Below are 26,726 nucleotides of genomic sequence, written 5' to 3' on the forward strand. Positions count from 1 at the left end.
CGGTCAGTCCCGCACCAGCGGCGCGCCGGCGTCCCGCCAGGCGATGACGCCCCCGGTGAGACTGCGCACGTCGGGATGGCCCATCCGGGTCAGCAGCGCGGCGTAGCGGGCGGACTGCTCGCCGACGGGACAGACCAGCAGCACCGGCTGCCGGGTGCTGAACGGCAGGCCGCCGCGCACCAGTTCGTCGAAGAGTTCGTCCACGATGTTGATCGCCCCTTCGATGTGCAGTGCGGCGTAGGCGAACGGACTGCGCAGATCGACCACGAGCGGGCGGTCCCGCTCGATCCACTTCTGCGCGTCCGGGGTGTCGACGGCCGGGGCCGCGGCGACCTCGGCGTCCGTCAGGTCGGCCGGGTCGTTGCGCCGCGGCGGCTGGCGGAAGAGGTCGGGCCGGCGCCGCCTGGTGTAGCTGAGGTAGCTCTCGATCCGGTCGCAGACGATGAACACCGCCGACCTGCGGGCTCCCGGATCCGTTTGCCGATCATCCGTCAACTGGGCGTCCAGGGAACGGAGATGACGCACCGTGCCGAAGTACGCGGCGCCGCCGGTGGGGCCGGCCAGGATGCCGCAGCGGCGGGCCAGGGTCAGCATGCCCTCGATGGCCTCGTCGGAGGTGACCGACTCCACCGTGTCGTAGGTCGCCGGGTCGAAGAGGCCGACCTCGTGGACCTCGTCCAGCGTGCGGATGCCGGGGATGAAGTCGGACTTGGCGGCGACCAGGCCGACCACCTGCACCCGGGGGTCGTGCTCGCGCAGCACCCGGGCCACACCGGTGGACGAGCCGGCGGTACCGACGCAGGCGACGAACCAGTCGGGGGCCCGCCCGTCCAGGTCCTTGACGATCTCCGGGCCGGTGCCGGTGGCGTGCGCCTCGGTGTTGCGGGGGTTGAAGTACTGGTCGGTGTGGAGGTAGCTGCTGCCCGGCTCGGACAGCTCGCGGTGGAAGAGGGTGAGCGGGTCCTCGGTGTTGGTCGGGTCCAGGCATTCGCTCTGCCCGGGCAGTTCCTCGATGTCGGCGCCCAGCAGCAGGAGCAGGTCCTTGATCTCCGGTATGCGCATCCGGTTCGTCACGCTCTTGAACGGCAGCCCGTGCATCCCCGCGATCACCGCCAGCGCCTTGGCGGTGTTGCCGCTGGAGAGCTCCACGACCTGGCTGCCGTGCTCCGCGGCGGCGGCCAGCCCCGGCCGGGCCATGTTCCAGGCGGCCCGGTCCTTCACCGACCCGAAGGGGTTGAGCAGTTCCAGCTTCGCGTACAGGTCGATGTGGCGCAGACCGTGTACGGCCGGATCGATCCGTACCAGCGGGGTGTTCCCGATGGCCTCGGTGATGCTCTCGTACCTCATGGCTCTCCCCCTGGACGTGTGATCGGCCAGTACTGCTCGTCGAGGCACCAGCGCCAGGAACCGTCCTCCTGCCAGGCGGCGACCTTGCGCGCGACGGGCTGGTGCTGCGCGCGGCTGGTCTGGAAGTCCATGCAGTAGCCGGCCGTGTTGACGAACGCCAGCAGCTCACCGGGGCGGGGCAGCCGGGGCAGGAAGACCATCCGGCGGGTGATCAGGTCGGCCTCCAGGCACAGGCTGCCCGCGAGGTAGACACCCGCCGCCGGGCCGTTGCCCGCCACCGCACGGGTGCCGTCCCGCCCGAGCAGTACGGGGTCCATCAGCACCCCGTGCTCCTCCAGCCCGGCGTCGTCGGCCTTCATCGCCAGCCGCACCAGCGGCTCCCCGCTGTCCGTGCGGCGCACCTCAAGCACCCGGGCGAGCACCAGCCCGCACTGGTCCACCAGCGCCCGGCCCGGCTCGATGTACAGGTCGTAGAGGTTCTCCAGCAGGAGGGTGGCCAGGCTCCGGCCGCCGAACGACGCGGCCGGCAGCGCCAGCAGTTCGCCGAGGTAGCGGGCGCCGGCGACGGGACGGTGGGCGGGGTAGAGGCCGAGCGCGCCGCGCAGGGTGCCGGCGTCGTTGCGGAGCCCGTAGCCGTGGCCGCGCCAGGTGAGCGGGGGGCGGTGGCCGAGCACCGCGGCGGTCAGCTCGGAGGTGTAGCGCTCCCACTGCGCGGCGTGCGCGAGGTAGTTGACGCCGAAGCCGCCGCCGATGTCCACCGCCCGGGGGCGCAGCCCGCGGCTCCGGCAGACGTCCAGGGCCCGGACGCAGCCCTCCAGGGCGCGCGCCTTCTCCTCCGGGCTGGTGGTGTCGAGGTGGTAGCCGACGCCGGTCAGCTCCAGGACGTCGGCGTGCCGCTCGACGGTCTTCAGCAGGGGGTCCAGCTCCCCCGCCGGGGTGCCGAAGCGGCTGGGCCGGGTCAGCACCTTGACCCCCGGGCCGTCGAAGGCGGACAGCCGCACCAGCACCCGTATGCGGGCGAGTTGGTGCGCGCGCACCAGGGCCGCCAACTCGTCCAGCTCCCCGGCGGAGTCGGCGTGCACGGTGACGCCGGTCCGGGCGGCCAGCCACAGGAACTCGCGGTTCTTCGGGCCGGTCGCCATGATCCGGTCCGGGGCGAAGCCGGCGCCTAGGGCGTGTTGCAGCTCGCCCAGTGAGGCGACGTCCACCGCCGCGTCGGTCGCCGCGAGCCGCCGCAGCAGCGCGCTGGAGCGGTTCGCCTTGTGCGCGAAGTAGACCTGGCCGCCGAGCCGGTGGGTGCCGTACGCGGCGCGGAACCGGGTGGCGTTCTCGGCTATCTGGTCGGGCAGCAGCACGTTCAGCGGCGAGCCCAGCGCGTCGACGAGCGAGGGGAGGAAGTGCCCCGCGCCGAGCAGCGACGCCAGGCGCACGTCCAGGCGCGGTTCCAGAGACAGCGTCTCCGGAGACGATGGCACAGCAGCCGCCAAGAGACCCCCTTCGACGTGGGTGCGAACGCGCCCCGCACGGTTCGCCGTTAACCACTTCCCGCTCCCGACGGCCTTTACGCCCACCCGCCGCCGCCCGCCCGGACTTGACCCGATGCCGGGGGCCGGGCGGACGGCGGCGCGCGCCGCAGGGCCGCTCAGCGGCGCACCGGGGCGCCCGGGACAGGGTCCTCCAGGCGGCACAGGTGCAGTGCGCGACCCCGGCTCGGCCGGAGAGGTGTGATCGAGCGGGCGGCGGGGCTGAAACGGGGACGGGGAGTTCCGCACGGCCGCTCCGCCTATGGGGCGTTTGCGGCCTCCGTCAGGGTCGTTTTGGAGTCGGGCCGTTTTCTCCATACGATCCGGCGATGATCACCAGAACGATCAGCAAACGGATCACCAGAAGAAGGCTGGCGGCCGGGGTCTGCGGGTTGCTCGCCGCGATGACGGTCGGGCTGTCGCCCACCCCGGCCAGCGCCGGCGAACCCGTCCCGGGGGCCGCCCCCAAGGTGGAGTTGACCCTCGACGTCAGCGGCTCGATGCGGGCCCGGGACATCGACGGGCAGAGCCGGATGGCCGCGGCGAAGCAGGCGTTCAACGAGGTGCTGGACGCCGTGCCGAAGGACGTCCAGCTCGGCATACGGACGCTCGGCGCCACCTACCCCGGCAACGACCGGCAGGTCGGCTGCAAGGACACCAAGCTGCTCTACCCGGTCGGGCCGCTCGACCGGACCGAGGCCAAGACCGCGGTGGCCACGCTCGTGCCCACCGGCTGGACGCCGATCGGCCCGGCCCTGCAGGCCGCGGCCGAGGACCTCAAGGGCGGCGACGGCCAGCGCCGGATCGTCCTGATCACCGACGGCGAGGACACCTGCCAGCCGCTCGACCCCTGTCAGGTGGCCCGGGACATCGCCGCCCAGGGCATCCACCTCACCGTCGACACCCTCGGGCTGCTGCCGGACGCCAAGACCCGCAGCCAGCTGAGCTGCATCGCCGAGGCGACCGGCGGCACCTACACCTCGGTGCAGCACACCAACCAACTCCGCGACCGCGTCCACCAGTTGGTGGACCGCACGGCCCATCGGGTGGCCACGCCGGTGAAGGTTCAGGGCGCCGCGGAGTGCGCCGGTGCCCCGGAGCTCAAGCCGGGCCTGTACAACGACCGCGAGACGTTCGCCGAGCACCGCTGGTACCGGGTGAACGTCAAGCCGGGCCAGGAACTGCGCGCTTCGGTGAGCATCGGCGCGGACCGCGCGGTCAACAACGACTACGGGGTGCTGCTGAGGGCCTCGACCCAGCACGGCCGGGAGATCGTCCGCGGCTCGGAGGCCGGTGACGGCCGGACCGACGTCGTCTCCACCGGGCTGCGCTACGCCAAGTCCGAGGTCGCCTCCTCGGACGACGCCACCAAGGACGCGCCCGAGACGGTCTGCCTCCAGGTCAGCAACTCCTTCGCGGCGGGCCCCTCGGTCAAGACCGAACCGGGCCTGCCGGTGGAGCTGGCCGTGGACCTCGTCGACGGTCCGCACAACGCCTCCGACGTGGCCTCCTTCGGCCTCGGCCGGGGCTGGTGGCTGCTCGGTGCCCTGGTGGTCGCCGGGTTCCTGGGCGGCCTGGTGTGGGGCTGGATCTCCCGTTGGCGCATCACCGTCTGGAGGACCAACTGATGCGGAGCGTACGTAACGTGACGGCCCGTGCGGTGCGGGCGGCCGGGCTGCTGGCGAGCGCCGCGGCCCTGGCGTTCGCCGGCGGCGTGGCCGGGGCGGGCGCGGCCGTCGCCGACAGCCCGAGCCCGAGTACCAGCGCGAGCGCGAGCGAGGGCGGGGACGCCGCCAAGGGCCCCACGGAGGCCGGCACGTCCTTCCGCACCGCGACCCCGATCGCGCTGGACCAGCGGGCCACCGCCAGCGCCTCCACCGGCGACTACCTGTACTGGGTGCTGCCGGCCGACACCGGCCAACGGGTCACCGTCAAGGCCAAGGTGACCCTGCCGGAGACCGCCCGGCACGGCGCGGCCACCTGGCAGCTGGACGTCTACGACGGGCTGCGCCGCCGCCAGGCGTGCCAGTACGGCGTGACGACCAGGGCGGCGGCCAAGGGCGCCGGGACGGTCGAGCTGTCCTGCACGCTGCGCACGGTGCGCGGCTGGGCGGAGCAGTGGGCGAACGACCCGCTGCCGGGCAACTACTACGTCCGGCTGACCGTGGTCGGTCTGTCCCAGGAGGACCTGGGGCAGCCGGTGCAGACCGAGGTCGTGGCGTCCGCGACCGACACGGGCGGCGCCCAGGCGGTGGACGGCAAGCTGTCCGCCCCGCTGGTGCCGGGCGCCGGCACGGCCTCGCCCACACCGCAGCCGAGCGCGTCGGCGCAGCAGCAGGCGGCGGACGGGGCGCCGGACGGCGGCTGGTCCTCGGGCCGGTGGTCGGACCGCTGGGTGTGGACCGCGGTGGGCGGTGTGCTGGCGGCGCTGGCGGGCGTCGGCGGCTACCGCATGACGCGCGGGTCGGGCCGGCCGGCGCACCTGCCGCCGGGCGCCTGAGCGGACCGGTGGAGGTGCCGGGCGGTCGCGGTGGGGCTCCCCCGCCCCACCGGGGCCGCCCGGCCGGCGGAATCCGCTCGTCCGGAAGCTGCCGGGCGCAATCGGCAACCGCGCGGCGGGAATCACCCTCACTAGGGACGACAGCAGTACGCTCCGCGGGCCCGATCGGGCCCGCCCCTCGTCCGTGGAGGATTCTCAGTGAAGCCAGCCCGTCCCGTCCGCCGGGTCGCCGGCACCGCCGCCACCGCCCTGCTGCTGGCCGCCGGTGCCGTCGGCGCCCTGGCCTCCCCGGCCGTCGCCAAGGCCAACTCGATCGCCGTCGGCCAGGTCGCGCTCGGCGCCGGCCGCCCCGCGGTCGTCACGGCCGAGATCACCTACTCCTGCGACCCGGGGTCGACCGTCCACCTGGCGGCCACCGCGACCAGCCTGGTCGCCAAGGGCCACCACAAGGCCGTGGCCACCGGAACGCTCGCGAACAAGAAGCTGCGGTGCGACGCCCGGAACCACATCGTCCGGCTGGTCCTGCACCCCAAGCCCGGTTCGGTGTTCCACAAGAGGCAGCGGGTCGTGATCGAGGCGGCCGTCGTCACCCCGCGCGGCGGCCACTACGCGGACGCGACCAAGGCCGTCACGCTCTGATCCGACCCTGCGGCGGCCCCTGCGGGCGCGGGGGCCGCCGCAGGTGTAGAGAAGAGATATGCGCGTCCGGCGCGGTCCGCTCCGCGAAGGCAGGCCCTGGCGGCTGAGCCACGGGCTGGTCGCCCTGCCGCTCGCCCTGATCGTGGCGGTCACCGCGCTGGACATCAGCTCACCCACCACCATCCACCTGGGCCCGTTCCTGGTCGCGGCGCCGGCCCTCACCGCCGCGTTCGCGGGAGCCCGCCTCACCGGGGTGATCGGTGCCCTGGCGGTGGCCGCCCAGATCCTCATCGGCCATCTGCACGGCGGGCTGACGACCGCCAACCACGAGGCGCAGATCGCCGCGCTCTTCGTGCTCTCGGTGCTGGTCACGGTCTTCCGCTACGCCCGCGACCGGCACCACCGGCAGCTGAGCCAGGTCCGGTCGGTGGCGGTGGCGGCCCAGCAGGTGCTGCTGTGGCCGCTGCCGCGCCGGATCGGCCGGCTGCGCATCGAGTCGGCGTACATCGCGGCGGAGGAGGAGGCCGAGATCGGCGGCGACCTGTACGCGGCGGTGCCGGTGCCGGGCGGCACCCGCCTGGTGATCGGGGACGTGCGCGGCAAGGGCCTGCCCGCGATCGGGGAGGCCGCGGTGCTGATCGGGGCGTTCCGGGGCTCGGCCTACCGGAACCTGCCGCTGCCGGCGATCGCGGCGCACCTGGGCAATTCGGTGTTCTGGAACCTCGCGCACGCCCCCGAGGAGTACCCGGAGTCCTTCGTGACCGCCGTGGTCCTGGACGTCTGCGACGACGGACCGCGCATCGAGATGGTCAACTGCGGGCACCCCCCGCCCCTGGTGCTTCGGAACGGGCGGGTCCGGTCGCTGGACGTCACCGAGCCGGCGCTGCCGCTCGGACTGACCGCGCCGCTGGAGAGCGACTACAAGCTGGAGAGCTTCGCGTTCGGGCCGGACGAGGTGCTGCTGCTGTACACGGACGGGGTGATCGAGACCCGGGACCGCTCGGGCGCGTTCTATCCGCTGACCGACCGGCTGGCGCAGTGGAACGAGCCCGACCCGGCCGCGCTGGTCCGGCGCCTCCGCGACGATCTGCTCCGCTACGCGGGCGGCAATCTGAGCGACGACGTCGCCGTGATCGCGATCACCCGGCCGCCGGAGTACGCGGCGCGGTGACCGGGGCCGGTCCGCAGGGCAGGTCAACGGCGGCGGTCAGCGCCGGCGGATCCGCGCGGCCAGCACCGCCACGTCGTCCTCGCCGCACCGGCCGCCGAGGCGCGCCAGCACCTCGTCGAGGACCTCGGCCACACCGGCACCGGCGGGCAGCCGCATCCGGGCGAGCCGGGCCAGGGAGGCGTCGATGTCCTCACCGCGCCGCTCGACCAGGCCGTCGGTGAACATCAACAGGGTGTCGTCGGGGGTGAGCCCGCGGGTGACGATCTCGTAGCCACCTGCGCCGGTGCCCAGCGGAGGACCGGCGGGCACCGGCAGCGGCCGGGCGGTGCCGTCGGCGCCGAAGACGACCGGCGGGAGGTGGCCGGCGCTGGCGAACGAGGCGATCTTGCGGGCCGGGTCGATCTGGGCCAGCAGGCAGGTCGCCGGGCGGCGGTGGTCGTCCCGGGCCACCACCGCGTCGAGTTGACGCAGCACCCGGTGGGGCGGCAGCTCGGCGGCGGCGACGTAGCGCAGCCCGGAGCGGTAGGCGGTCATCTCGACCGCGGCCTCCAGGCCGTGGCCCATCACGTCGCCCATGACCAGCAGGGTCCGCCCGAAGTGCAGCCGCACCGCCTCGCACCAGTCGCCGCCGACCAGGGCGCCGCTGTCGGCCGGCAGGTAGCGGGTGGCGAGCTCCAGGTTGGGGTGGGGGCGGCCGGGCTCGGCCAGGAGGGCGCGCTGGAGGTCCAGGGAGGTGCGCCGGGCGGCGGCGTGCCGGCGGGCGTGGGCGAGGTGGACGGCCGCCAGCCGCGCCGCGTGCTGGAGGGTGGCGGTCTCGTGCGCGGTGAAGCCGCCGCCGGCACGGGCGGCGCGCAGCACGCCGTACAGCCGGCCGTGGGCCAGCAGTGGTACGGACAGCGGGGCCGGTACGGCGGCGCCGCGCGGTTCCAGGAGGAGGATGCGGCCCTCGGCCGCGACCCGGTGCAGGGCGGCCGGGTGGCCGTCGACCGCGTCGAGGTCGGCGGCGGGGTGGTCCGGGCTGTCGGGCAGCAGCTCCACCGCGGCGGCGTCGCACAGCGACCGGCAGACGAACCGGGCGAGTTCGGCGCAGGTGGTGTCGGCGTCCAGCGTGGTGCCGATCCGCTCGGCGGCGTCCTCGGCCGCGCGCAGCCGCCGCGCCCGCTCGGCGTGGCCGGTGCTGATCGCGCTCATGGGTCCACTTCCGGAACTGCTGCTGGTGCGGTGAGCTGACGCGGAGGGGGCGGTGAGGGGACACTCCCCCGCACCTTCGATCAAACACGGTGCGCAAGCCCGCCATCGGTACCGGCGGGCGGAGAGCGGATGAATTCTGGGTGCACGGCGTGCCCCGGCGTACGCCGGGGTGTCAGCGGGCGGTCGGTGCGGGAGCCGCACCGGCCTCCGGGGCGGGCGAGCGGTAGACGCGGTAGCCGCGGAAGCTGCCGGTGCCGGACAGCGCCGCGGGCCGCCAGCCGCGGGCGAGGGCGGGCGGGGCGGCGGACGGTGGGACGAGCACCGCGACGGGCCGGCGGGCGGCCGCGGCGCGCAGCTGCTGCGGGGTGGTGCCGGCGTCGGGGCCGACGGTCTGCCGGGAGGCGCAGCCGGCGTAGTAGGCGAGTTGGACGGCATGGTCGCCGGTCAGGACGCAGGGCGGCCGGACGCCGAGCGCGTGCAGGGCGGTGGCGGCGGCCGTGAAGTCCTGGCGCATGTGCCGGTTGCGGGCGGTGTTCCCGGTCAGCACCGCGAACTGGACGGCCAGGTGGGCGGCGAGCGCCGTGGCGAGCAGCGCGGTGGCGCGCGGCCGGAGCCGGCCTCCAGGGGCGGCCAGTCGCCACAGGCCGTCGGCCACGGGGAGGGACAGCAGGGCGTAGGCGGGCAGCAGGAAGCGGGGCGCGGCGTAGTCGATGAGGAAGAGGTACGGCGCCGCGGTCGCCACCGCGACGGCGGTCGGCAGCAGCGCGGTGGCCGGGCGCCGGGCGCGCACCGCCGCCAGCACGCCACCGGCGGTCAGGAGCGGCAGCAGGAACCACCACACGGCGGTGACGGGATGGGTCCAGGGCACGTCGCAGGGGCGGCACAGCCCGCGCCCGTCCAGGCTGCGGATCTGGTCGTCCACGGCCAGGTTCCAGCCGATGCCGCCCTGGATCTCGGCCGCGCGCTGAAGACGGGCGAACAGGCCCCCGTAGCGGAGGTACGCCTCGACGATCCAGTCCGCGGCGCCCAGCAGCAGCCCACCCGCCAGCAGCAGGACCAGGGCGGGGCGCCGCCACCGGGGCACCGCGAGGGCCGCGACGGCCGGCACCAGCACCAGCCAGCCGGCGTCCGGCGGACGCATCAGCGCCGTCGCCGCGACGGCCAGCGGCAGCCCGACGAGCGCCCGGCGGTCCGTGCGGTCCTGTACGGCGCGCAGGAAGCAGCCGGTGGCCGCGAGCGCCCCGTAGGCGGCCCAGAGGTTGGGCATGACCTGGGGCCCGTAGTAGAGGGTGATCCACAGCGTGGCGAAGAGCGCGCCGCCGAGGGCCAGCACCCGGGTGGGGAGCAGCCGCCGCCAGACCCGCAGCGCGGCCCACAGGCCGGCGCCGGAGAGGAGCGCGAGGGTGATCCGCAGGGCGGTGGCGGACGGCGTCAGCGCGGCGACCGGGGCGATGAGGTAGGTGATGCCGCGGGCCCGGGGCGCGCTGAAGAAGGCGGCCGGTACGTCCCGGGCGACCTGGCTGGCGTAGACCGTCTCGTCCCAGCCCAGGCCGGTCCCGGGGACCACCAGGACCAGCTGGAGGAGGGCGAAGGCCGCGCCGGTGAGGGCCAGCCAGGGCAGCGGGCGCGCCGCGGCACGCGGCACGGCAGGGGGCCGGCAGTGCGCGGGACCGGGCACCGGGGCCGTCCGCACCGCCCGGCCCTCCGGCAGGAACCGGCTCTCTTCCATGGGCACACCTCGCGGGATGGGTGGGCGCACCTGGGGACGGTCCGCCGAGCGGTCCCGGACCGGCCCTGGTCGGGTCCACCGCCATCATGCGGGCCGCGGACCCGCCCGGCACTCCGCGCTCGCCTGTTCGGCAGGCCGCTTCGGCCTGCCGACGGGTCGGACGCGCCGCCTACACTGGGCGCTCTGGGCCACCGATGGGACGGAGTGCGAGTGGTGAGGAGCATCGAGGGGGAAGCCGCGACGGCCGATCCGTCCGCCGAGGTACTGGCCGAGGCGGCCGCGATGTTCGGGCTGCTGGCCTCTCCCCCACGGCTGCACATCGTCTGGGCACTGGCCCAGGGAGAGAGCGACGTCAGCGGACTGGCCGAACGGGTCGGCGGCGCCCTGCCCGCGATCAGCCAGCACCTGTCCAAGCTCAAACTCGCCGGACTGGTGCGCTCCCGCCGCGAGGGCCGCCGGGTCGTCTACTTCGTCGACGACCCCGACACCGTCGCCGTGATGCGCACCCTCGTCGTCCAACTCGCCGCCCGCAGCGAGGGTGTGTCGCCGGCCCGCCTGCGTGAGCTCGGTGCCTGAGATCACCGCGGCGCCGGGGGCCGGCCAGGTGCCCCCGGACGCCGAAGCGGTGCGCGCGGAGGTCGGGGCCGGGACGGTGGAGCCGGCGGCGCTGACCGCGCTGACGTCATTGCAGCTGCTGCGGCGGTTGGACAGCGGGCCGCGCGGGCTGACCGAGGCCCAGGCCGAGGAGCGGCTGGCCCGGTGCGGGGAGAACACCGTGCCGTCGTGGCGTCCGGTGTCCTGGCCACGGCGCTTCCTGGGTGCGCTGCGGGATCCGTTCACCACGGTGCTGCTGTGTCTGGGGCTGGTCTCGGCGGCCGTCGCGTCCTGGGGCACCGCCTGCGTGATCATGACGCTGGTGGTGGTCAGCTGTGCGCTGCGGTCCGGCGGTGAGCACCAGGCCGGTCGGGCGATGGCGGCGCTGCAGGAACTGGTCGCCACCACCGCGACGGTGCAGCGCCGGTCCGCCGCGGACGCGCCGCCGCAGCTGCGGGAGCTCCCCGTAGACCAGTTGGTGGTCGGTGACGTGGTGCGGCTGGGCCCCGGCGACCTGGTACCGGCGGACGTCCGGCTGCTGCGCGCCAACGGGCTGACGGTGCACCAGGCGGCGCTGACCGGGGAGTCCGCGCCGGTGCCGAAGCGCGCGGTGGACGCCCCGCCCGGCACCGACCAGGACGCGCCCGAGCCGCCGCACATGTGCTTCCAGGGCAGCAGCGTGGCGACCGGCAGCGGGACCGGTCTGGTGGTGGCGACCGGCGCGGACACCCGGTTCGCCGCCGCGTACCGCGGGCCGGCCCGGCGGCGCGGCGAGACCGCCTTCGACCGGTCGGTGCACGGCATCGCCTGGACGCTGATCCGCTTCATGCTGCTGACGCCGCCGCTGGTGCTGATGGCCAATGCCGCGCTGCGCGGGCGGGGGCTGGAGACGCTGCCGTTCGCGGTGGCCGTCGCGGTCGGGCTGACGCCGGAGATGCTGCCGGTGATCGTGACCACCGCGCTCGCCCGGGGCGCCTCGCTGCTGGCCCGGACCAGCGGGGTGATCGTCAAACGGCTGCCGGCGCTGCACGACCTCGGCGCGATCGACGTGCTGTGCCTGGACAAGACCGGCACCCTCACCCAGGACCGGCCGGTCGTGGTGCGGTCCGCGGGCCCGGACGGCGCGCCCGATCCGGACGTGCTGCACTGGGCGGCCGTGAACAGCTTCTGGACCATCGAACTGGCCGAACTGCCGGTACCGGACGCCCTGGACGAGGCGGTGCTGACCGCCGCGGACGCACGGGGCACGGACCCGCTGGAGTACGAGGGCATCGCGGCGCTGCCGTTCGACCCGATGGTGCGGATGTCCACGGCGGTGATCCGCCGCCCGGGGCGGCACGGCACCCACACCCTGGTCGTCAAGGGCGCGGTGGAGGACGTGCTGGAGCGGTGCGGGCGGCTGCTGACCGGCGGCGGCGGCGGCGAGACCGCGCTGGACGAGGCGGCCCGGGAGCGGCTGCTGCGGTGCGCGGCCGAGGAGGCGGATGGCGGGTTCCGGCTGCTGGCGGTGGCCCGCGGCGACCGCCGGCCCCGGCTCGGCGGATACACCGACGGGGACGTGCGGGGCCTGACCTTCCTGGGCTTCGTGGCGCTGAGCGACGAGCTGGCGCCGTCGGCGGCGGACGCCCTGCGGGTGCTGACCGAGCGCCAGGTGGCGGTGAAGGTGCTCACCGGCGACCATCCCGGCACCGCGGCCCGGGCCTGCCGGGACCTGGGGCTGCCGCCGGGCGAGGTGGTCACCGCCGGCCGGCTCGCCGGGCTGGAGGGGCCGGCGCTGGCCGAGGCGGTCGGCGCGGCCACGGTCGTGGCGCGCTGCACGGCGCAGGACAAGGCCAGGATCGTCGCCGCGCTGCGGGCGGACGGGCACACCACCGGGTTCCTGGGCGACGGGGTCAACGACCTGCCGGCGCTTCAGGCGGCGGACGTCGGGATCTGCCCGCGCGGGGCGGTGCCGGTGGCGCGCGAGGGCGCCGATGTGGTGCTGGCAGAGAAGGACCTGACCGCGATCGAGCGGGCGATCACCGCCGGCCGGCACGCCAGCGGCAACATCGCGGCGTATCTGCGGATCACCCTGTCGTCCAACCTCGGCAACGTGATCGCCATGCTGGCGGCGGGGCTGCTGCTGCCGTTCCTGCCGATGCTGCCGGCGCAGGTCCTGGTGCAGAACCTCTGCTTCGACGCGGCACAGCTCTCGCTCGCCTTCGACCGGCCGACCGTGGGGGCGGCGCGCCGACCGGCGGTGCTGCGACCGCGGGTCTTCCTCCGCTTCATCACCGGGTTCGGCCTGATCAACGCCGTGGCGGACCTGGCGACCTTCGGGGTGCTGGCGTTCGTCGCCCATGCCACGCCGGGGACGGACAGCCCGACGATGTTCCACGCCGGGTGGTTCACCGAGAACCTGCTCACCCAGGGGATGGTGATGCTGCTGCTGCGTACGGGGCGGCGGGCCGCCGAGGGGCGCGTGGTGGGGCCGGTCCACCTGGCGGTGACCGGACTGGCGGTGGTCGGGCTGCTGCTGCCGGTGTCGCCGGTGGCCCCGCTGCTGGCCATGTCGGCCCCGCCGCCGCTGTACTACCTGCTGCTGTCGGCGGTCCTGACGCTCTACGGTGCGGCGCTGGCGTTCGCGCGGATGCGGTACGCGCGCCGGGAGAGCGGCGAGGGCGTGCCCGACGGATCGCCGGAACGATCCGCGGAACACGCCCTCGTAGGGGGTCAGAACGCCTGACGGGGCGGGCGGCTCACCAGTCGCCGCCTCCGCCGTCGAACCCGCCGCCGTCGAAGCCACCACCGTCGCCGAAGCCGCCCGCGAAGTCGCCCGCGTTGAAGTCGGCGCCGGATTCGCTGCCGCCCTCGGGGCCGTTGAAGAACGACGGGGAGTCGGCGTACGCGCTCGGGGCACTGAGCACCGAGCCGAGCACGGTCCCGGCGACCATGGCGGTGAGCACACCGCCGCCGCCGAAGTAGCCGCCGGCCCACGGCGAGTAGGCCGGTCCGGCGTCCCAGTAGGGCTGCGGCCCGCCCGGGGTCTGGACGGTGCGGGACATCGGCTCCAGGCCGTCGGCCACGCGGGTGGCGTCGGCGGCGCAGGCCGGGACCGGGCGCGGGGCACCGCCGGCCGGGGCCCACTGGACGTCGGTGGCGGAGGGGCCGTGCCGCGGGTCGAAGAAGCAGGGCAGTCGGCGCTCGGGCAGCGGGGCGCCGGTGCGGCGGGCGGCCAGGGTGGCCAGCGCGAACCGGCCGTCCTCCAGGGCCTCGGTCACCGGGCGGACGTCCTCGGGGCGGCGGGCCTCGGCCATCCGCGTCTTGGCGAGGTCGTAGGCGTCCAGGGCGCTGGTGTAGTCGGTGCGCATGGCGTCGGTGGCGCCGGGCTCGGACGGGTTGAAGTCGAGGCGGTCCAGTTCCTCGCCGAAGGCGGTGATGTCCTCGTCGACGACCACCCGCAGGGCGTCCAGTTCGGCGCGCTCCCGCTCCTCGCGCTGCTTCCTGGCGCGGCGCAGGAGGGCGTAGCCGCCCACGCCGCCGGCCACCACCACGGCGCCGCCGATGAGCAGGCCGGTGGCCGAGCCGCCGCCTTCGCCGTCGTTCCAGGAGGAGGGTGCCGCGCCGTGCGCCTGGGTGGCGGCCTGCTGGACGAACTCGGTGAGCATGCCCTTGGTGTCGCCCTTGTGGGAGTCCCGCACGGCATCCTTGAGGTTGGTCACCGCGTTGTGGGACAGGACCTGTCGGTCGGCGCCGGCGTTGAAGCCGTTGGCGCCGATGTGGACGGCGTAGACGCCGGTGATGCCGACCTTGGTGCGCAGGTCCCGCATCAGGGTCGGCCGGGGGAACTCGGGGGCGTCCGGCAGGACGGCGACGAAGACCGGCTTGTCGGCGTTCCGTATCTTCTCCGCGAGGGCGTTGCGGTCGGCGTCCGGGAGCTGGTCGCGGACCCGCGGATCGACGTACACCGGGCTCTTCTTGAGCGCCTCGGCGACGGTGTCGAGGCCGGTGCCTGCGGCGTGGGCGGGCTGCGGCAGGGCGCCGGCCCCGACGAGCAGCACCAGGGCCGCCAGCAGCAGGCCGGTCAGGAGTCTGGGCAGAGCGCCGGGCGAGGGCCGGCGAAGGGCGTACATAGGGCTGATCTTCTCCTCAACATCATGGTGATACAGGGGACATGGGCAAGAGGTGACGTACCGGTGCCGGTGACCGCCGCGCGATGCGCTGCGGCTAACCGTACGAGAGATCGGAGCACGGGTCGTCGGCGGCGGAGCGTGCGGCGCCGCCCGCGCTTCCCGGCGGGGCGGTCGGGGCGCCGGCGCCGAGGGCGGGCCGGTCGGCGTAGTCCCGGCCGAGGGTGACGCGGACGCCGGGGGCGGCGGCCTGTTGGAGGACCGCACCGGGGAAGTACCGGGCGACGGTCCGGGCGGGCTCCTGCCGGCCGGGGCCGTATCCGATGACGGTGGTGGTGTGCTGCTGACCGTCGGCGGTGGCGGTGCGGGTGACGTCGAAGCCGGCCGCGCGCAGTTCGGCGGCGGCGTGCGCGGCGAGCCCGGGGACGGTGGTGCCGTTGTAGACCGCGACGCCGATGCCGGCCACGGGCGGTGCGGCGTCCGGCGTCGGGACGGGCAGCGGGGCCTTGCCGTCGTCCGGGGCGCCGGTGCCGCCGGCGGCCCGGCCGTCCACGGCGCGGTCGGCGCGCAGCCCGGCCCACAGCTCGTCGGCGTCCGGGTGGACGATCGCGACCCGGGCGCCCTGGTAGCGCCAGGGCAGGGTCCGGAACGTGGTGTTGTGCAGGTCGACGTCCCGCATCGACAGGGCGAAGGCCAGGAGCCGGTCCGCGGAGCCCAGTCCGGGGTCCACGGTCAGGGCCGCGGTGGCCGCCCGGGCCAGCGGGAGCAGCGCGGACGGGTTCATGCCGTGGGACCTGACCTTCTTGATCAGCGCGGCGGTGAACGCCTGCTGCCGCTTGATCCTGCCGATGTCGGAGCCGTCCCCGATGCCGTGCCGGAGGCGTACGTAGTCCAGCGCCCGCTGACCGGAGACGGTCTGCGGACCCCGGGCGAAGACCAGCCCGCCGCGGGCCCCCCGGTTCGGGTCGAGGTCCCCCTGGTAGACGTCCTGGGGCAGGCATACGGGCACCCCGCCGACGGCGGTGGTCAGCGCGGCGAAGCCCGCGAAGTCGACGACGACGGTGTGGTCCACCCGCAGCCCGGTGAGCTGCTCCACGGTGTTCTGGGTGCAGGCTGGGTTGCCCTTGGTCGTGCGGCCCACGGTGAACGCGGAGTTGAACATCGCGTCGGACTGCGGCGGGGTCCATCGGCCGTCGGGCAGCCGGCACGGCGGGATGTCCACCAGGGTGTCCCGGGGGAAGGACACCGCGAGCGCGTGCCGGCCGTCGCCGTAGACGTGCAGCAGGAACGCGGTGTCCGAGCGCCCCACGTCGCCCTCCCCGCCGCCGAGTCGGCGGTTGCCGCCGGCCCGCGAGTCGGAGCCGATCACCAGGACGTTGCCGCCGCCGCCCGCGGCGGGCCGGTTCGCGCTGAGGCCGTCCGCGCCGAAGGTGTTGATGTCGCCGTTGAGCTGGAGGTAGAGCCAGCCCGCGCCGGCGATCAGCAGCACCAGGAGCGAGAGGGTCAGCGCGGCCGCCGCTCGGATCCCGCCGAGCCCGCGCCGCCCCTCTCCGGCGGCCCCGTCCCCGCCCCCGTGTGCGGCGCCTGCGGTGTGGCTGCGTGTCACGTGTGCACCCTCGTCCGTGCGTTTTCCTGCCGGCAGAAGGCTCTCCCCCGCCCAGGGTTATACAGTTGCGCAATGTAGCAAGTGATACCCGCGGCCGGACCCACGCGACCGGGCGCAGAAACCGACCGTGGTGACAACGAGAGAAGGGTGGCAGCGATGCTGCGCAACGGACTGGAACCCTGGCATCTGCTGGTCGTGGCGCTCGTGGTGATCCTCCTCTTCGGCTCCAAGAAGCTGCCGGACACCGCCCGTGCGCTGGGCAAGTCGCTGCGCATCCTCAAGAGCGAGGCCAAGGCGATGAAGGACGACGACGGGACGCCGCCCACCACCACGTACGCGCACGGCCCGCAGGAGCCGGCGGAGGCACCGCGCACACTGCACCCGGCACCCGGCGCTCCGGCCACCGCCGGCACCGCCGGGGCGGCACCCGGAGGCGTCGCCTCCGAGCACCCGGCCGCCGCCCGTACGGACCGGGAGGCCGGACCGAACCCGGCACCGTGAGGCGGGGCGGCAGCGGACGTCCGACAGCCGGATGCGGTGCGCGCCAACCCCCCTCGGGGGACCGCTCCTCAAGGGCCGCCCCTCAAGGGTCCACCTTGTGCGCGGAGTTGGCCCCGCTTCACGGGCTCACCCCGTCGAAGCCGTACCGCAGCGGCTCGCTCTTCACCTTCAGGTCGCGGCGGTAGATGTGCAGCGCCGCGATCTGCATCCCGTCCGGGGCGTTCTCGACCCGGCAGGGGTGGCTCACCTGCAGCACGCTCGGCCGGCCGGTCAGGCGCAGCCGCACCCCGTCGGCCGGCCCGCCGAAGAGCACCGCCGTCTCCCACGGCTCCACGCCCGCCATGTCCCGCATCGCCTTCATGTCATCCATGAGCAACACTTTAGGGATTGCGCAATCAGGGAACCATCAAGAGGCGCGCCGCGTTGTCCGGACAGTGGCCCGACATGGCCCCCGTCCGGGCCGCGCGGCCCAGCACCGGACCGGACCGTCGGGCAACTTTGACTCTCGACCCATCGGGGATTACACGTGCACCAGAACGACCGCTTACAGGCACCGGACACCACCGCATTCGAGCGCACCGTGGACCAGGCCCTGAGCTCCCCGGAGATCAGGGCGGCGCTGTCGCAGACGGCCGGTTCGCTCAATGCCGAGCAGCTACGCAGCGCGGCGCTCGGGGCGCGCGACACCCTCGCCGCCACCGCGACCGCCGAATACCGCGAGCTCGTCCGGCAGCGCGCCGCCGCGGCCGACGCCCCGCGGCCGGTGCCGCCCCCGCCCGCCGCCGGGACGGCGTCCCGGAGCGGCGGGGTGCTGCCCGCGCTGGGAGTGCTGGTGCCCGGCCTGGCCGCCACCGCCGCGGTCGTCTTCCTGCTGTTCGGCTTCGGGCTGCACACGGTGACCGCGTCGTCCCGGCTCGCCGACGAACTGCTCACGGCGGGCTGGACGTCCGCCGGGGTCGCCGGCGTGGCGGTCCTGATCGGGCTGGTCTGGATGCTGGTGACGGCCTCGCGCAACCGTGCGGCGGCCGACGCCCGGACGCCCGACGAGGCCGATCCGCACGTCGCGCGGGCGCACGAAGCCTGGCAACTGGCCCTGCTGGAGCGGGGGATCATGCCGTTCCTGCTCGGTCGGCTCGATACCGCGACCAGCGGCGGAAGACCCCTCGGGCGGCCGGCGCTCCCCCGCCCGGCCACGGCCGGGGTGGCCGGCGGCGCGGGCGAGGCCCGCCCGACACCGGCCGACGGCCGCGGCTTCAGCTCTCCCGACTACGCCGCCCCGGACTTCACCGCACCCGACTTCGGCAGCCCGGGCTTCTCCGGGCCGACGGCGCCCGGGGCGCCCTGACCGGGGCCGTCGAGGCAACCCCTCGGCGGCGCCGGCACCGTCCGGCCACGCCCACGCCCACGCCCACGGCCGCCGATCCGCGGCCCTCCCGACACCGGTGGCCGGGAGCGCGCGGACCGGGAACTCACAGATGCGCGGCGATGGTGGGCATCAGATCCTCGAAGGTGCGGCCGTGCGCGGGCGCACCGAGCGCCGCCATCTCCCAACCGCCGTCCGACCGGAAGACCTTGGCCATGATCTGGGCGGTGTGCGAGCCGCCGCCGGAGAGGGAGTAGCGGGCCAGCTCCTGGCCGTTGGTCTCGTCCAGCAGGCGGCAGAAGGCGTTCTCCACCTCCTGGAAGGTCTGCCCGGTGAAGGAGTTGACGGTGAAGACGATCTGGTCGACGTGGACCGGCACGCGTGCCAGGTCCACCAGGATCGACTCGTCGTCGCCCCCCTGGCCCGCGCCGCCGACGAGGTTGTCGCCGGTGTGGCGCACCGAGCCGTCGTCGCTCACGAGGTGGTTGAAGAAGACGACGTCGACGGGCTGCTGGCCGGCGAAGAGCACCGCCGAGGCGTCGAGGTCGATCTCCCGGGCGGTGAGCCGGGCGAGAAAGCCCTTGCGGCGCGCGGCCTGCCAGCCCAGGCCCATCCGGACCACGCTCAGCGCGCCGCCGTCGGACTTGCTCAGGCTGACCTTCTGGCCCTTGCTCAAGTTCACACTCATCTGATTCCCCATATGTCGGTCTCCAGTGGAAACGGATACACCGGCACGGCAGTTCCGGCTTCCGCCGACCAATCCGCAGGTCGGCTCGCGGGAGGGGCCGACACCGCGGCCCGGAGGCCGCCGCCGGCCGCCGGACCGGGCACCCGTTCAGTTACGGGAGTTGCCGAACAGCAACCGGTAGACGATGAGCAGGACCAGGGCGCCGGCGACGGCCGCGACCCAGGTGGCGAGGTCGAAGAAGTTGTGTGCGATCGGTCGGTGCAGGAACTTCGCCGACAGCCAGCCGCCGATGAACGAACCGGCGATGCCGATGAGCGTGGTGCCCACCAGGCCGCCCGGATCGCGTCCGGGAAGCAGGAACTTGGCTATCGCCCCGGCCAGGAGCCCGAGCACGATCCAGCTGATGATGCCCACGGGACATCCTCTCCTCGGTCGTTGTCCACGGCGGTCGCCGTCCACGGCCCTCGCCGCGTAACGGACGTCGCTCTCCAAGGACGCCCTGATGACGACCGCCGTTGCGTACGGACCGAAAATCTACATCACTGTAGAAGTTGGTTGGGCACGAACGAGCCAGGGCGGTCCGCGCAGCGTTTGCCCGGGTGACGGGCGGGCGGGACGCTGGAGGCATGGCGCGCGCCGCGCTCCCGGAGACGCTGTCCGGGTGGGCCGTCGAGCGGCCGGGGCCGGTTGCCTCCGGGCCGCTGACGGCGGTGCGCCGGCCCGTTCCGGAGCCGGGGCCCGGGGACCTGCTGGTGAGGGTGGAGGCTTGCGGTGTCTGTCGTACGGATCTGCATCTCGCTGAGGGTGATCTTCCGGCGCACCGGCCGGCGACCATACCGGGACACGAGATCGTGGGCCGGGTGGCTGCCGCGGGTGCGGCGGTGACGCGGTTCCGGACCGGCGACCGGGTGGGCGGGGCCTGGCTGCGCGCCACCTGCGGGGAGTGCCGGTACTGCCGGGCCGGCGCCGAGAACCTCTGCCCCGCCTCGCGGTACACCGGGTGGGACGCGGACGGCGGATTCGCGGACCTGACGCTGCTCGCGGCGGACTACGCCTACCCGCTGCCGGAGTCGCAGGACGCGGCGACGCTCGCACCACTGCTCTGCGCGGGGATCATCGGCTACCGGGCGCTGCGGCGGTGCGCGCTGCCACCCGGCGGGCGGCTGGGCATCTACGGCTTCGGCGGCTCGGCACACCTGGCCGCGCAGGTCGCGGTGGCCGAAGGGGCCCGGCTGCACGTGCTCACCCGATCCGCGCGGGCCCGCCAACTGGCGCGCGAACTGGGCGCGGTGTCCACCGGCGACGCCTACGACCGCCCGCCCGAGCCGCTGGACTCCGCCATCCTCTTCGCACCGGTGGGCGAGCTGGTGCCGGTGGCGCTGGCGGCGCTGGACCGCTCCGGGACGCTCGCCGTCGCCGGCATCCACCTCACCGACATCCCCCCGCTCACCTACCAGAAACACCTCTTCTACGAGCGGAACCTGTGCAGCGTGAGCGCCAACACCCGGCGCGACGGGCGGGAGTTCCTTCAGACCGCGGAACGGATCGGGATCCGCGTGACGACCACGCCGTATCCCCTGGGCCGCGCCCCCGAGGCGCTCGGCGACCTGGCGGGCGACCGGGTCCAGGGGGCCGCGGTGCTGCTGCCCGACCCGGACTTCAGTCCGTCGTGAGATAGGCCGCGACGAGGTCGGCGGGGGCCGCCTGCTTCCAGGAGTCGACGAGGATGTCGCGGAGTTCGTCGAGGTCGTCGAGGGCGGCCAGGCGCACCCGGACCCAGTTCGAACCCGCCTCGTGGGGCGGCACCCAGAACTTCTCCGGCTCCGCCGCGATCAGTTCGCCCCGCTCGTGCATCGGGCACCGCACGGCGAACGAGGTCTCGTCGTCCGGCACGGTGATGAACATCTTCCCGGCGACCCGGAAGGTGGGCATCCCCCAAGCCTGCTTCTCCGCGGTCTGCGGAAGGGCGAGCGCGATGCGGCGGACGTCGTCGGAGTCGGGCACGGAGCCGGATACGGGTGTCACGACACCAGCGTACGGTGCGATGATCTCCACGCGGGACGCACCGGACCGCCGGAGCGGGGCACCGCGCCGGCGCCCCGCGCTCCCCGCTCCACCGGGCCCGTCGGGGGGCTCACCAGGGGGACGGTGCGTAGTCCTTGAGGAAGCAGCCGTGGACGTCCTCGCCCTGCTCGCCGCGGACGATCGGGTCGTAGACCCGGGCCGCGCCGTCCACCAGGTCGAGCGGGGCGTGGAAGCCCTCGTCGGCCAGGCGCATCTTGTCCGGGTGCGGGCGCTCGTCGGTGATCCAGCCCGTGTCGACCGCGGTCATCAGGATGCCGTCGGTCTCCAGCATCTCGCGGGCGCTGGTGCGGGTGAGCATGTTGAGCGCGGCCTTGGCCATGTTGGTGTGCGGGTGGCCCGGACCCTTGTAGCCGCGGCTGAACTGGCCTTCCATCGCGGAGACGTTCACCACGTACTTACGGCGCGCCCGGGAAGCCGCCATCGCCGGGCGCAACTTGCTGACCAGCAGGAACGGCGCGGTCATGTTGCAGAGCTGGACCTCCAGCAGCTCGACCGGGTCGACCTCGTCCACCGTGTGGATCCAGCTGTTGGTCGCGTGCAGGTCCGGCACCAGGCCGCCGGCGTCGATCGCGGTGCCCGCCTCGATCCGGGCGGGCGAGGCGGAGCCGCTGGTCAGCGCGAGGGCGGTGAGGTTCTCCGCGGTCAGCTCGGTCGCCCCGCCGGGTGCGACGGCGGGCAGCGCGGGGGCGCCGCTGCCGAAGCGGCCGAGGACGACGGAGGTCGGCAGCTCCCCGGCGGGCAGCGGCGCCGACTCGGCCTCGATCAGCCTGCCGTACGCCTCGGGCGAGCGGCGCACGGTCTGTGCGGCGTTGTTGATCAGGATGTCCAACGGGCCCTCGGCGCCGACCGTCTCGGCGAGCGAGAGGACCTGCGACGGGTCGCGGAGGTCGATGCCGACGATCTTCAGGCGGTGCAGCCACTCCGCGCTGTCCGGCATCGCCGTGAAGCGCCGGATCGCGTCGTTGGGGAAGCGGGTGGTGATGGTGGTGTGGGCGCCGTCCCGCAGCAGCCGGAGCGCGATGTACATGCCGATCTTGGCCCGGCCGCCGGTGAGCAGCGCCCGCCGCCCCGTGAGGTCCGTACGGGCCTCCCGGCGGGCCCGGTTCTCGTGGGCGCACGACGGGCACAGCTGGTGGTAGAAGGCGTCGACCTCGACGTAGCGGCTCTTGCAGACGTAGCAGCTGCGGGGGCGCTCCAGGATGCCGGCGAACTCCGTGCTCACCGAGCTGGCCAGGGCGCGGCCCATGGTCTCGTCGTCGATGCGGTCGGCGGCGCCGGTGGCGGTGGCCTCGGTGACCGCCTTGTCGTGGGCGGTCTTGGCGAACCGGCGCTCCTGCCGGCGGCGGCGCTTGACCTCGCGGAAGATGCCGGCGGTGGCCCGCCGTATGGTGATCGCGTCGGGGTGGTCCACCGGCAGCTCGTCCAGCTCCTCCAGGACGCCCAGGCAGATCGCCATCCGCTCCGCGTCGATTCCGGCGCCCTCGGCCCGGCCTTCTTCGATCACCGTCATCGCCGCTGCCGCTTTCCTGGATCGTTCGGTCTCTCGGGGCCTTGGCCCTCGGGACCGCATGTTCGAGCTTCGGCGGAACTTTACTTGACTTCCGCGCCCCCACCCAAAGACGGGGATCACACCCCCGGTCGGCGGACCGTCCCGCGGGTTCCCGTCCCGCGGCACCGCACGGCCAGGCGCACCCGACCTCCCCGCCCGCTGCGGGCCGAGCCGGCGGAGGCGGTCACGACGGGCCGCACGGACCACACGGACCGGACGGACGGGACGGACGGGACGGACGGGACGGACGGGACGGATCCGGTGGCGTCGGGTCGGTGCGACGACGGCCTCGTCCCGGCCGGACGCGAGGGCGCACCGGACGACCGCGATGCTTAGGTCCTCGGCGCCTGGGCGCTCGACATCCTGGACGGGCAGATCCAGGCGATCCGGGCGGTCCTCAACCCCGACAAGCTCGGCCACGTGGGCCCGGTGGCGGACGCCTGGGCGGCCCTCCGCGAGGCGAACGCGGCGACGAACGCGTCGTTCCGCTGCCATGATCACCGGCGATGGACACAATGGGGGCGTGCCGAATCACGCTGAACTCACCCTCGCCGATGGAACATCCATCCGCTTGGAGCTCGCTCCGGCGCACGGCGCGCCCTGGCCGGCGGACTCCCCCGACGGGGACCCCGCGGCCGATCTGCCGGACGGGATCGAGGAGTTGGTGCCGAGGGCGCGCGGTGGCGAGCGGGCGGCGGCGACCGCGGTGGCGGCACTGCGCACCACCCTCCGGCCGCTGGGCCCGCTGCTCCAGGAGATCCATGACGCGGTCGCCTCCGCCGAACAGCCCCCGGACCAGATGTCGGTGCAGTTCGGGGTGCAGATCGGCCAGGACCTCAAGCTCGGCATCGTCGGGGCCAACGGGCGGGCGTCGTTGACGATCACCGCCACCTGGCGGCCGCAGCAGGGCGAGTGAGGGACCGGTGCCCCGCTGCACCCCGGACCCCACATCGAGACCCCGGACCCCACATCGAGCTTTCGCCATTCGAAAGATGAATTCCACCACTTGATCGACGCTGCCGCCGACCGTCGAACCGGGCGAGGAGCTGCCGAACCGCAGCGGTGATCCACGCACCGGCTCCGGCGAGGCCGCACCCCGCCCGGCGGCGTAACGTCAGCACTGTGCCGCGGCTGTGGGTAGGTGCGCCATGACGACCGGCGGGGCCGAGAAAGCTCCGCTGGGCCAGGAACTGCTGCGGACGAGGGCGGAGACCGGGGCCTCGTCGGCCATGGTCTACGAACTGGCGCCGGACGCGCCGGTGCTGCGGCTGACGGCGTTGAGCGGGATCCCGCCGCCGGTGCTGGAGCCCTGGCGGCGGATCGCGCTGGCAGCCCCCATCCCGGTGGCGGTCGCGGCGCGCCGGCAACGGCTGGTGTGGGCGGCCGACCACCAGCAACTGGCCCGGGACTTCCCCCGGACGGCAGTGGCACTGCCGTACGACTTCGCGCTGGGCGCGGCACCGCTGGACGACGGGACCGGCTGCCGGGGCGCGGTGGTGCTGCTGTGGCCGTCCGGCCACGGGTCCGAGCTGTCGGCGGCCGAGCACACCGCGTTCGAGGCCGCCTGCCGGCGACTGGCGGCACTGCTGCCCGGTGGCGGCACCCCCGACGGGCCGCTGGTGGTCCTGGAGCCGCCGGCCCGCGTCGTCGGCCCCGACGAGGCGCTGGCCGCGGTCGACTACGTCGAGCGGCTGCCGGGCGGCGGCTGCGCGCTCGACCTGGAGGGCCGGGTCACCATGCTCAGCGCCGGCGCGGCGGGGCTGCTGGGCGCGGACGCGGACGCGCTGCGCGGTGCCCGGCCGTGGGAGGTGCTGCCCTGGCTGGCCAGCCCGGCCTTCGAGGACCGCTGCCGCGCGGCGGTGTTGAGCCGCCGCCCGGTCTCGTTCACCGCCTGCCGCCCGCCGGGGCAGTGGCTGGCGTTCCGGCTGTTCCCGGACGGCCGCGGGGTGAGCGTGTGGATCAGTGCCTCGGACGAGGAGTCGCGCCCGGAGGCTCGCTGGCCCACGGAGGCCATCCCGCTGCGGGCCGGGCAGATGTACCACGTGCTGCACCTGGCGGCCGCGCTCACCGAGGCGGTGGGCGTCAAGGACGTCACCGAGCTGTTCGCCGACCAGATCGTGCCGGCGTTCGGCGCCCAGGGCATGCTGATGTACGCCGCGGAGGCCGGCCGGCTGCGGACCGTCGCCGAGCGCGGCTATCCGCCGGAGGTCGTGGAGGCGTTCGAGGGCCTGCCGCTGAACACCGCGCAGAGCCCCACCGTGCGCGCCCTGGCCACCGGCGAGCCGAGCTTCTTCAGCTCCGCCGAGGAGACCGAGGCCCGCTTCCCGGGGCTGGCCCGGCAGACCGGGATGGCGGCCCGGGCGGTGCTGCCGCTGATCGTCTCCGGCCGCCCGGTGGGCTGCTGCGTCCTGGCGTACCGGCGTCCGCGGACCTTCAGCCCGGAGGAGCGGCAGGTCCTGACGTCGCTGGCCGGGCTGATGGCCCAGGCCCTGGACCGGGCCAGCCTCTACGACACCGCGCAGCAGCTGGCACACGACCTCCAGGCGGGTCTGCTGCCGCACCGGCTGCCGCCGGTCCACGGACTCCAGGTCGCCGCGCGCTACCTGCCCGCGACCCGCGGGATGGACATCGGCGGCGACTTCTACGACCTGATCCGGCTCGGCGAGCACCAGGTGGCCGCGGTGATCGGCGACGTCCAGGGGCACAACGCGGCGGCCGCCGCGCTGATGGGCCAGGCCCGCACCGCCGTGCACGCCTACGCGACCGCCGGCGCGGCGCCGGACGAGGTGCTGGCCCGCACCAACCGGCTGCTCGCCGACCTGGACCCGGACCTGTTCACCAGCTGCCTCTACGTCCACCTCGACCTGCGCACGCACCTGGCCCGCCTGGCCAGCGCCGGCCATCCGCCGCCGGTGCTGCGCCACCCCGATGGGCGTACCGACGTGCTGCGGGTGCCGCCCGGGATGCTGCTGGGCGTCGCGCCGGGCACCCGCTTCGCGGCCACCACGGTCGCCCTGCCGCCGGGGGCGGTGCTCGCGCTCTACACCGACGGGTTGGTCGAGCGGCCCGGCACGGACCTGGACGACGGGGTGGCGGCCCTGGCCGCCGATCTGGCCGCGGCGCGGTACCCGGACCCGAGCGGCCTCGCCGACACCGTCCTCGCCCGGCGCGGGGCCCATACGGAACGGCTGGACGACGTGGCGCTGCTGCTGCTCGCCCCGACGGCCGACGTACCGGGCGGCGGAGCATGACCCGGTATACCGGGAGGCGGTGCGTCCGCGGGCGGCGTACGGAGCGGAGGGGCACGGATGGATCCGGAGCCGGGCGGTGCACCACCGGACACGGAGGACCGCGGGTATCCGGCGCACCGGGCGCCGGGGTGCGCGGGACTGCCGGTGCTGGACGCCGCGGTGGCCGGGTGCCGGGCCTGCCCCCGGTTGGTGGCCTGGCGGGAGCAGGTGGGGCGGGAGCGCCGGGCGGCGTTCCGGGACTGGGAGTACTGGGCGCGGCCGGTGCCGGGCTTCGGCCCCGCGGACGCGGCGTTGGCGGTGGTGGGCCTGGCACCGGCCGCGCACGGCGGCAACCGCACCGGCCGGATGTTCACCGGCGACGCCTCCGGGGACTTCCTGTTCGCGGCGCTGCACGCGGTGGGGCTGGCCTCGCAGCCGACCGCCACGCACCGGGGCGACGGGCTGGAGCTGTACGGGGTGCGGGTCACCGCGCCGGTGCACTGCGCTCCGCCGCAGAACCGGCCGACGCCGGCCGAGCGGGACACCTGCCGCCCCTGGCTGGTGCGGGAGCTGGACCTGCTGGCGCCGGGGTTGCGGGTGGTGGTGGCGCTGGGCGGGTTCGGTTGGCAGGCGCTGTGGCCGGCGCTCGGTGCGGCGGGCTGGCCGGTGCCCCGTCCGCGGCCGGCGTTCGGCCACGGTGCCGAGGTGACCCTGCCGGCCGCCGCGGGGCGCGGGGAGCTGCGGGTGCTCGGGTGCTACCACCCGAGCCAGCGCAACACCTTCACCCGCACGCTCACCCCGGAGATGCTGGTGGAGCTGCTCGCCCGGGCCCGCGCATGCGCCGGGCTGTGAGCCGGGCGGTGCGGGGGACCGAAAGTCCCGAGGCCAGTACCCTCAGATG

23 protein-coding genes and 1 pseudogene are annotated in these 26,726 nt (G+C 74.8%); 13 read left to right on the plus strand and 11 right to left on the minus strand.

Annotated elements, in window-relative coordinates:
• Positions 1 to 3: 3 nt before the first annotated feature.
• Both MOV08_RS04630 and MOV08_RS04635 read right to left on the minus strand, forming a co-directional pair.
• Entirely contained in the window at positions 4 to 1,347 is a 1,344-nt protein-coding gene (locus MOV08_RS04630) for a pyridoxal-phosphate dependent enzyme (RefSeq protein WP_039629704.1), read from the minus strand.
• A complete protein-coding gene (locus tag MOV08_RS04635) occupies positions 1,344 to 2,822 on the minus strand; it encodes a type III PLP-dependent enzyme domain-containing protein (RefSeq protein ID WP_275311696.1) in 1,479 nt (492 codons plus the stop codon). The genes MOV08_RS04630 and MOV08_RS04635 overlap by 4 nt, the downstream gene beginning before the upstream one ends.
• 377 nt (positions 2,823 to 3,199) lie before the next feature.
• Between MOV08_RS04635 and MOV08_RS04640 the strand changes: the two genes are divergently transcribed.
• From MOV08_RS04640 to MOV08_RS04655, 4 genes are all read left to right on the plus strand, one after another.
• The gene (locus MOV08_RS04640; RefSeq protein WP_275306412.1) at positions 3,200 to 4,498 is read left to right on the plus strand and encodes a VWA domain-containing protein; all 1,299 of its coding nucleotides are present in this window, start codon (positions 3,200 to 3,202) and stop codon (positions 4,496 to 4,498) included.
• Positions 4,498 to 5,370, plus strand: coding sequence for a hypothetical protein (locus MOV08_RS04645; protein ID WP_203232514.1), 873 nt, complete (start codon positions 4,498 to 4,500; stop codon positions 5,368 to 5,370). Before MOV08_RS04640 ends, MOV08_RS04645 begins: the two co-directional genes overlap by 1 nt.
• Before the next feature lie 198 nt (positions 5,371 to 5,568).
• On the plus strand, positions 5,569 to 6,009 hold the full coding sequence (locus MOV08_RS04650; protein ID WP_275306413.1) for a hypothetical protein: 441 nt from the start codon (positions 5,569 to 5,571) through the stop codon (positions 6,007 to 6,009).
• Between the two features lie 58 nt (positions 6,010 to 6,067).
• Complete coding sequence (locus MOV08_RS04655; RefSeq protein ID WP_275306415.1) at positions 6,068 to 7,180, plus strand: PP2C family protein-serine/threonine phosphatase; 1,113 nt, start codon at positions 6,068 to 6,070, stop codon at positions 7,178 to 7,180.
• Between the two features lie 36 nt (positions 7,181 to 7,216).
• Here MOV08_RS04655 and MOV08_RS04660 read toward each other — a convergent pair whose 3' ends face one another.
• Both MOV08_RS04660 and MOV08_RS04665 read right to left on the minus strand, forming a co-directional pair.
• Entirely contained in the window at positions 7,217 to 8,371 is a 1,155-nt protein-coding gene (locus MOV08_RS04660) for a PP2C family protein-serine/threonine phosphatase (protein ID WP_275306416.1), read from the minus strand.
• A gap of 172 nt (positions 8,372 to 8,543) precedes the next feature.
• Positions 8,544 to 10,100 carry a hypothetical protein gene (locus MOV08_RS04665; RefSeq protein ID WP_275306418.1) on the minus strand — a complete coding sequence of 519 codons (1,557 nt, stop codon included), beginning with the start codon at positions 10,098 to 10,100 and terminating at the stop codon, positions 8,544 to 8,546.
• A 282-nt stretch (positions 10,101 to 10,382) separates the two neighbouring features.
• Here MOV08_RS04665 and MOV08_RS04670 point away from each other — a divergent pair, with 282 nt between their 5' ends.
• Entirely contained in the window at positions 10,383 to 10,676 is a 294-nt protein-coding gene (locus MOV08_RS04670; protein WP_078876177.1) for an ArsR/SmtB family transcription factor, read from the plus strand.
• Positions 10,660 to 13,419 (plus strand): magnesium-translocating P-type ATPase, encoded by a 2,760-nt coding sequence (gene mgtA / locus MOV08_RS04675; RefSeq protein ID WP_275306420.1) that lies wholly within the window; start codon positions 10,660 to 10,662, stop codon positions 13,417 to 13,419. The genes MOV08_RS04670 and mgtA overlap by 17 nt, the downstream gene beginning before the upstream one ends.
• Before the next feature lie 13 nt (positions 13,420 to 13,432).
• On the opposite strand, the gene MOV08_RS04680 is transcribed toward mgtA, so the two are convergent.
• Together MOV08_RS04680 and MOV08_RS04685 are read right to left on the minus strand one after the other, a co-directional pair.
• Positions 13,433 to 14,806, minus strand: coding sequence for a hypothetical protein (locus MOV08_RS04680; RefSeq protein WP_275306422.1), 1,374 nt, complete (start codon positions 14,804 to 14,806; stop codon positions 13,433 to 13,435).
• 94 nt (positions 14,807 to 14,900) lie between these two features.
• Entirely contained in the window at positions 14,901 to 16,409 is a 1,509-nt protein-coding gene (locus MOV08_RS04685) for an LCP family protein (protein WP_275306423.1), read from the minus strand.
• A 156-nt stretch (positions 16,410 to 16,565) separates the two neighbouring features.
• Between MOV08_RS04685 and tatA the strand changes: the two genes are divergently transcribed.
• The gene (gene tatA / locus MOV08_RS04690) at positions 16,566 to 16,910 is read left to right on the plus strand and encodes a Sec-independent protein translocase subunit TatA (protein ID WP_275306424.1); all 345 of its coding nucleotides are present in this window, start codon (positions 16,566 to 16,568) and stop codon (positions 16,908 to 16,910) included.
• A gap of 118 nt (positions 16,911 to 17,028) precedes the next feature.
• Here tatA and MOV08_RS04695 read toward each other — a convergent pair whose 3' ends face one another.
• Positions 17,029 to 17,280 (minus strand): hypothetical protein, encoded by a 252-nt coding sequence (locus tag MOV08_RS04695; RefSeq protein WP_078875459.1) that lies wholly within the window; start codon positions 17,278 to 17,280, stop codon positions 17,029 to 17,031.
• 156 nt (positions 17,281 to 17,436) lie between these two features.
• Here MOV08_RS04695 and MOV08_RS04700 point away from each other — a divergent pair, with 156 nt between their 5' ends.
• On the plus strand, positions 17,437 to 18,255 hold the full coding sequence (locus MOV08_RS04700) for a hypothetical protein (RefSeq protein ID WP_275306426.1): 819 nt from the start codon (positions 17,437 to 17,439) through the stop codon (positions 18,253 to 18,255).
• A gap of 124 nt (positions 18,256 to 18,379) precedes the next feature.
• Here MOV08_RS04700 and MOV08_RS04705 read toward each other — a convergent pair whose 3' ends face one another.
• Together MOV08_RS04705 and MOV08_RS04710 are read right to left on the minus strand one after the other, a co-directional pair.
• Positions 18,380 to 18,961, minus strand: coding sequence for a TerD family protein (locus MOV08_RS04705; protein WP_039640158.1), 582 nt, complete (start codon positions 18,959 to 18,961; stop codon positions 18,380 to 18,382).
• Between the two features lie 147 nt (positions 18,962 to 19,108).
• On the minus strand, positions 19,109 to 19,375 hold the full coding sequence (locus MOV08_RS04710; protein ID WP_039629725.1) for a GlsB/YeaQ/YmgE family stress response membrane protein: 267 nt from the start codon (positions 19,373 to 19,375) through the stop codon (positions 19,109 to 19,111).
• A gap of 212 nt (positions 19,376 to 19,587) precedes the next feature.
• Between MOV08_RS04710 and MOV08_RS04715 the strand changes: the two genes are divergently transcribed.
• On the plus strand, positions 19,588 to 20,634 hold the full coding sequence (locus tag MOV08_RS04715) for a zinc-binding alcohol dehydrogenase family protein (RefSeq protein WP_275306428.1): 1,047 nt from the start codon (positions 19,588 to 19,590) through the stop codon (positions 20,632 to 20,634).
• Here MOV08_RS04715 and MOV08_RS04720 read toward each other — a convergent pair.
• Both MOV08_RS04720 and MOV08_RS04725 read right to left on the minus strand, forming a co-directional pair.
• Entirely contained in the window at positions 20,621 to 20,965 is a 345-nt protein-coding gene (locus tag MOV08_RS04720; protein WP_039640159.1) for an MmcQ/YjbR family DNA-binding protein, read from the minus strand. The genes MOV08_RS04715 and MOV08_RS04720 overlap by 14 nt on opposite strands.
• A 130-nt stretch (positions 20,966 to 21,095) precedes the next feature.
• A complete protein-coding gene (locus MOV08_RS04725; protein WP_275306430.1) occupies positions 21,096 to 22,556 on the minus strand; it encodes an SDR family oxidoreductase in 1,461 nt (486 codons plus the stop codon).
• A 375-nt stretch (positions 22,557 to 22,931) separates the two neighbouring features.
• Here MOV08_RS04725 and MOV08_RS04730 point away from each other — a divergent pair.
• The 4 genes and pseudogenes from MOV08_RS04730 to MOV08_RS04745 all read left to right on the plus strand — a co-directional run.
• Positions 22,932 to 23,135, plus strand: a pseudogene (locus tag MOV08_RS04730) (hypothetical protein); the annotation flags it as partial.
• Complete coding sequence (locus tag MOV08_RS04735; protein ID WP_275306432.1) at positions 23,119 to 23,511, plus strand: CU044_2847 family protein; 393 nt, start codon at positions 23,119 to 23,121, stop codon at positions 23,509 to 23,511. The pseudogene MOV08_RS04730 and the gene MOV08_RS04735, both read left to right, overlap by 17 nt.
• 232 nt (positions 23,512 to 23,743) lie before the next feature.
• On the plus strand, positions 23,744 to 25,846 hold the full coding sequence (locus MOV08_RS04740; protein WP_275306433.1) for a SpoIIE family protein phosphatase: 2,103 nt from the start codon (positions 23,744 to 23,746) through the stop codon (positions 25,844 to 25,846).
• Between the two features lie 57 nt (positions 25,847 to 25,903).
• Complete coding sequence (locus MOV08_RS04745; protein WP_039629732.1) at positions 25,904 to 26,677, plus strand: uracil-DNA glycosylase; 774 nt, start codon at positions 25,904 to 25,906, stop codon at positions 26,675 to 26,677.
• Positions 26,678 to 26,726 lie beyond the last annotated feature (49 nt).

Source organism: Streptomyces yunnanensis, from assembly GCF_029011865.1.
Classification (GTDB): domain Bacteria; phylum Actinomycetota; class Actinomycetes; order Streptomycetales; family Streptomycetaceae; genus Streptomyces; species Streptomyces yunnanensis.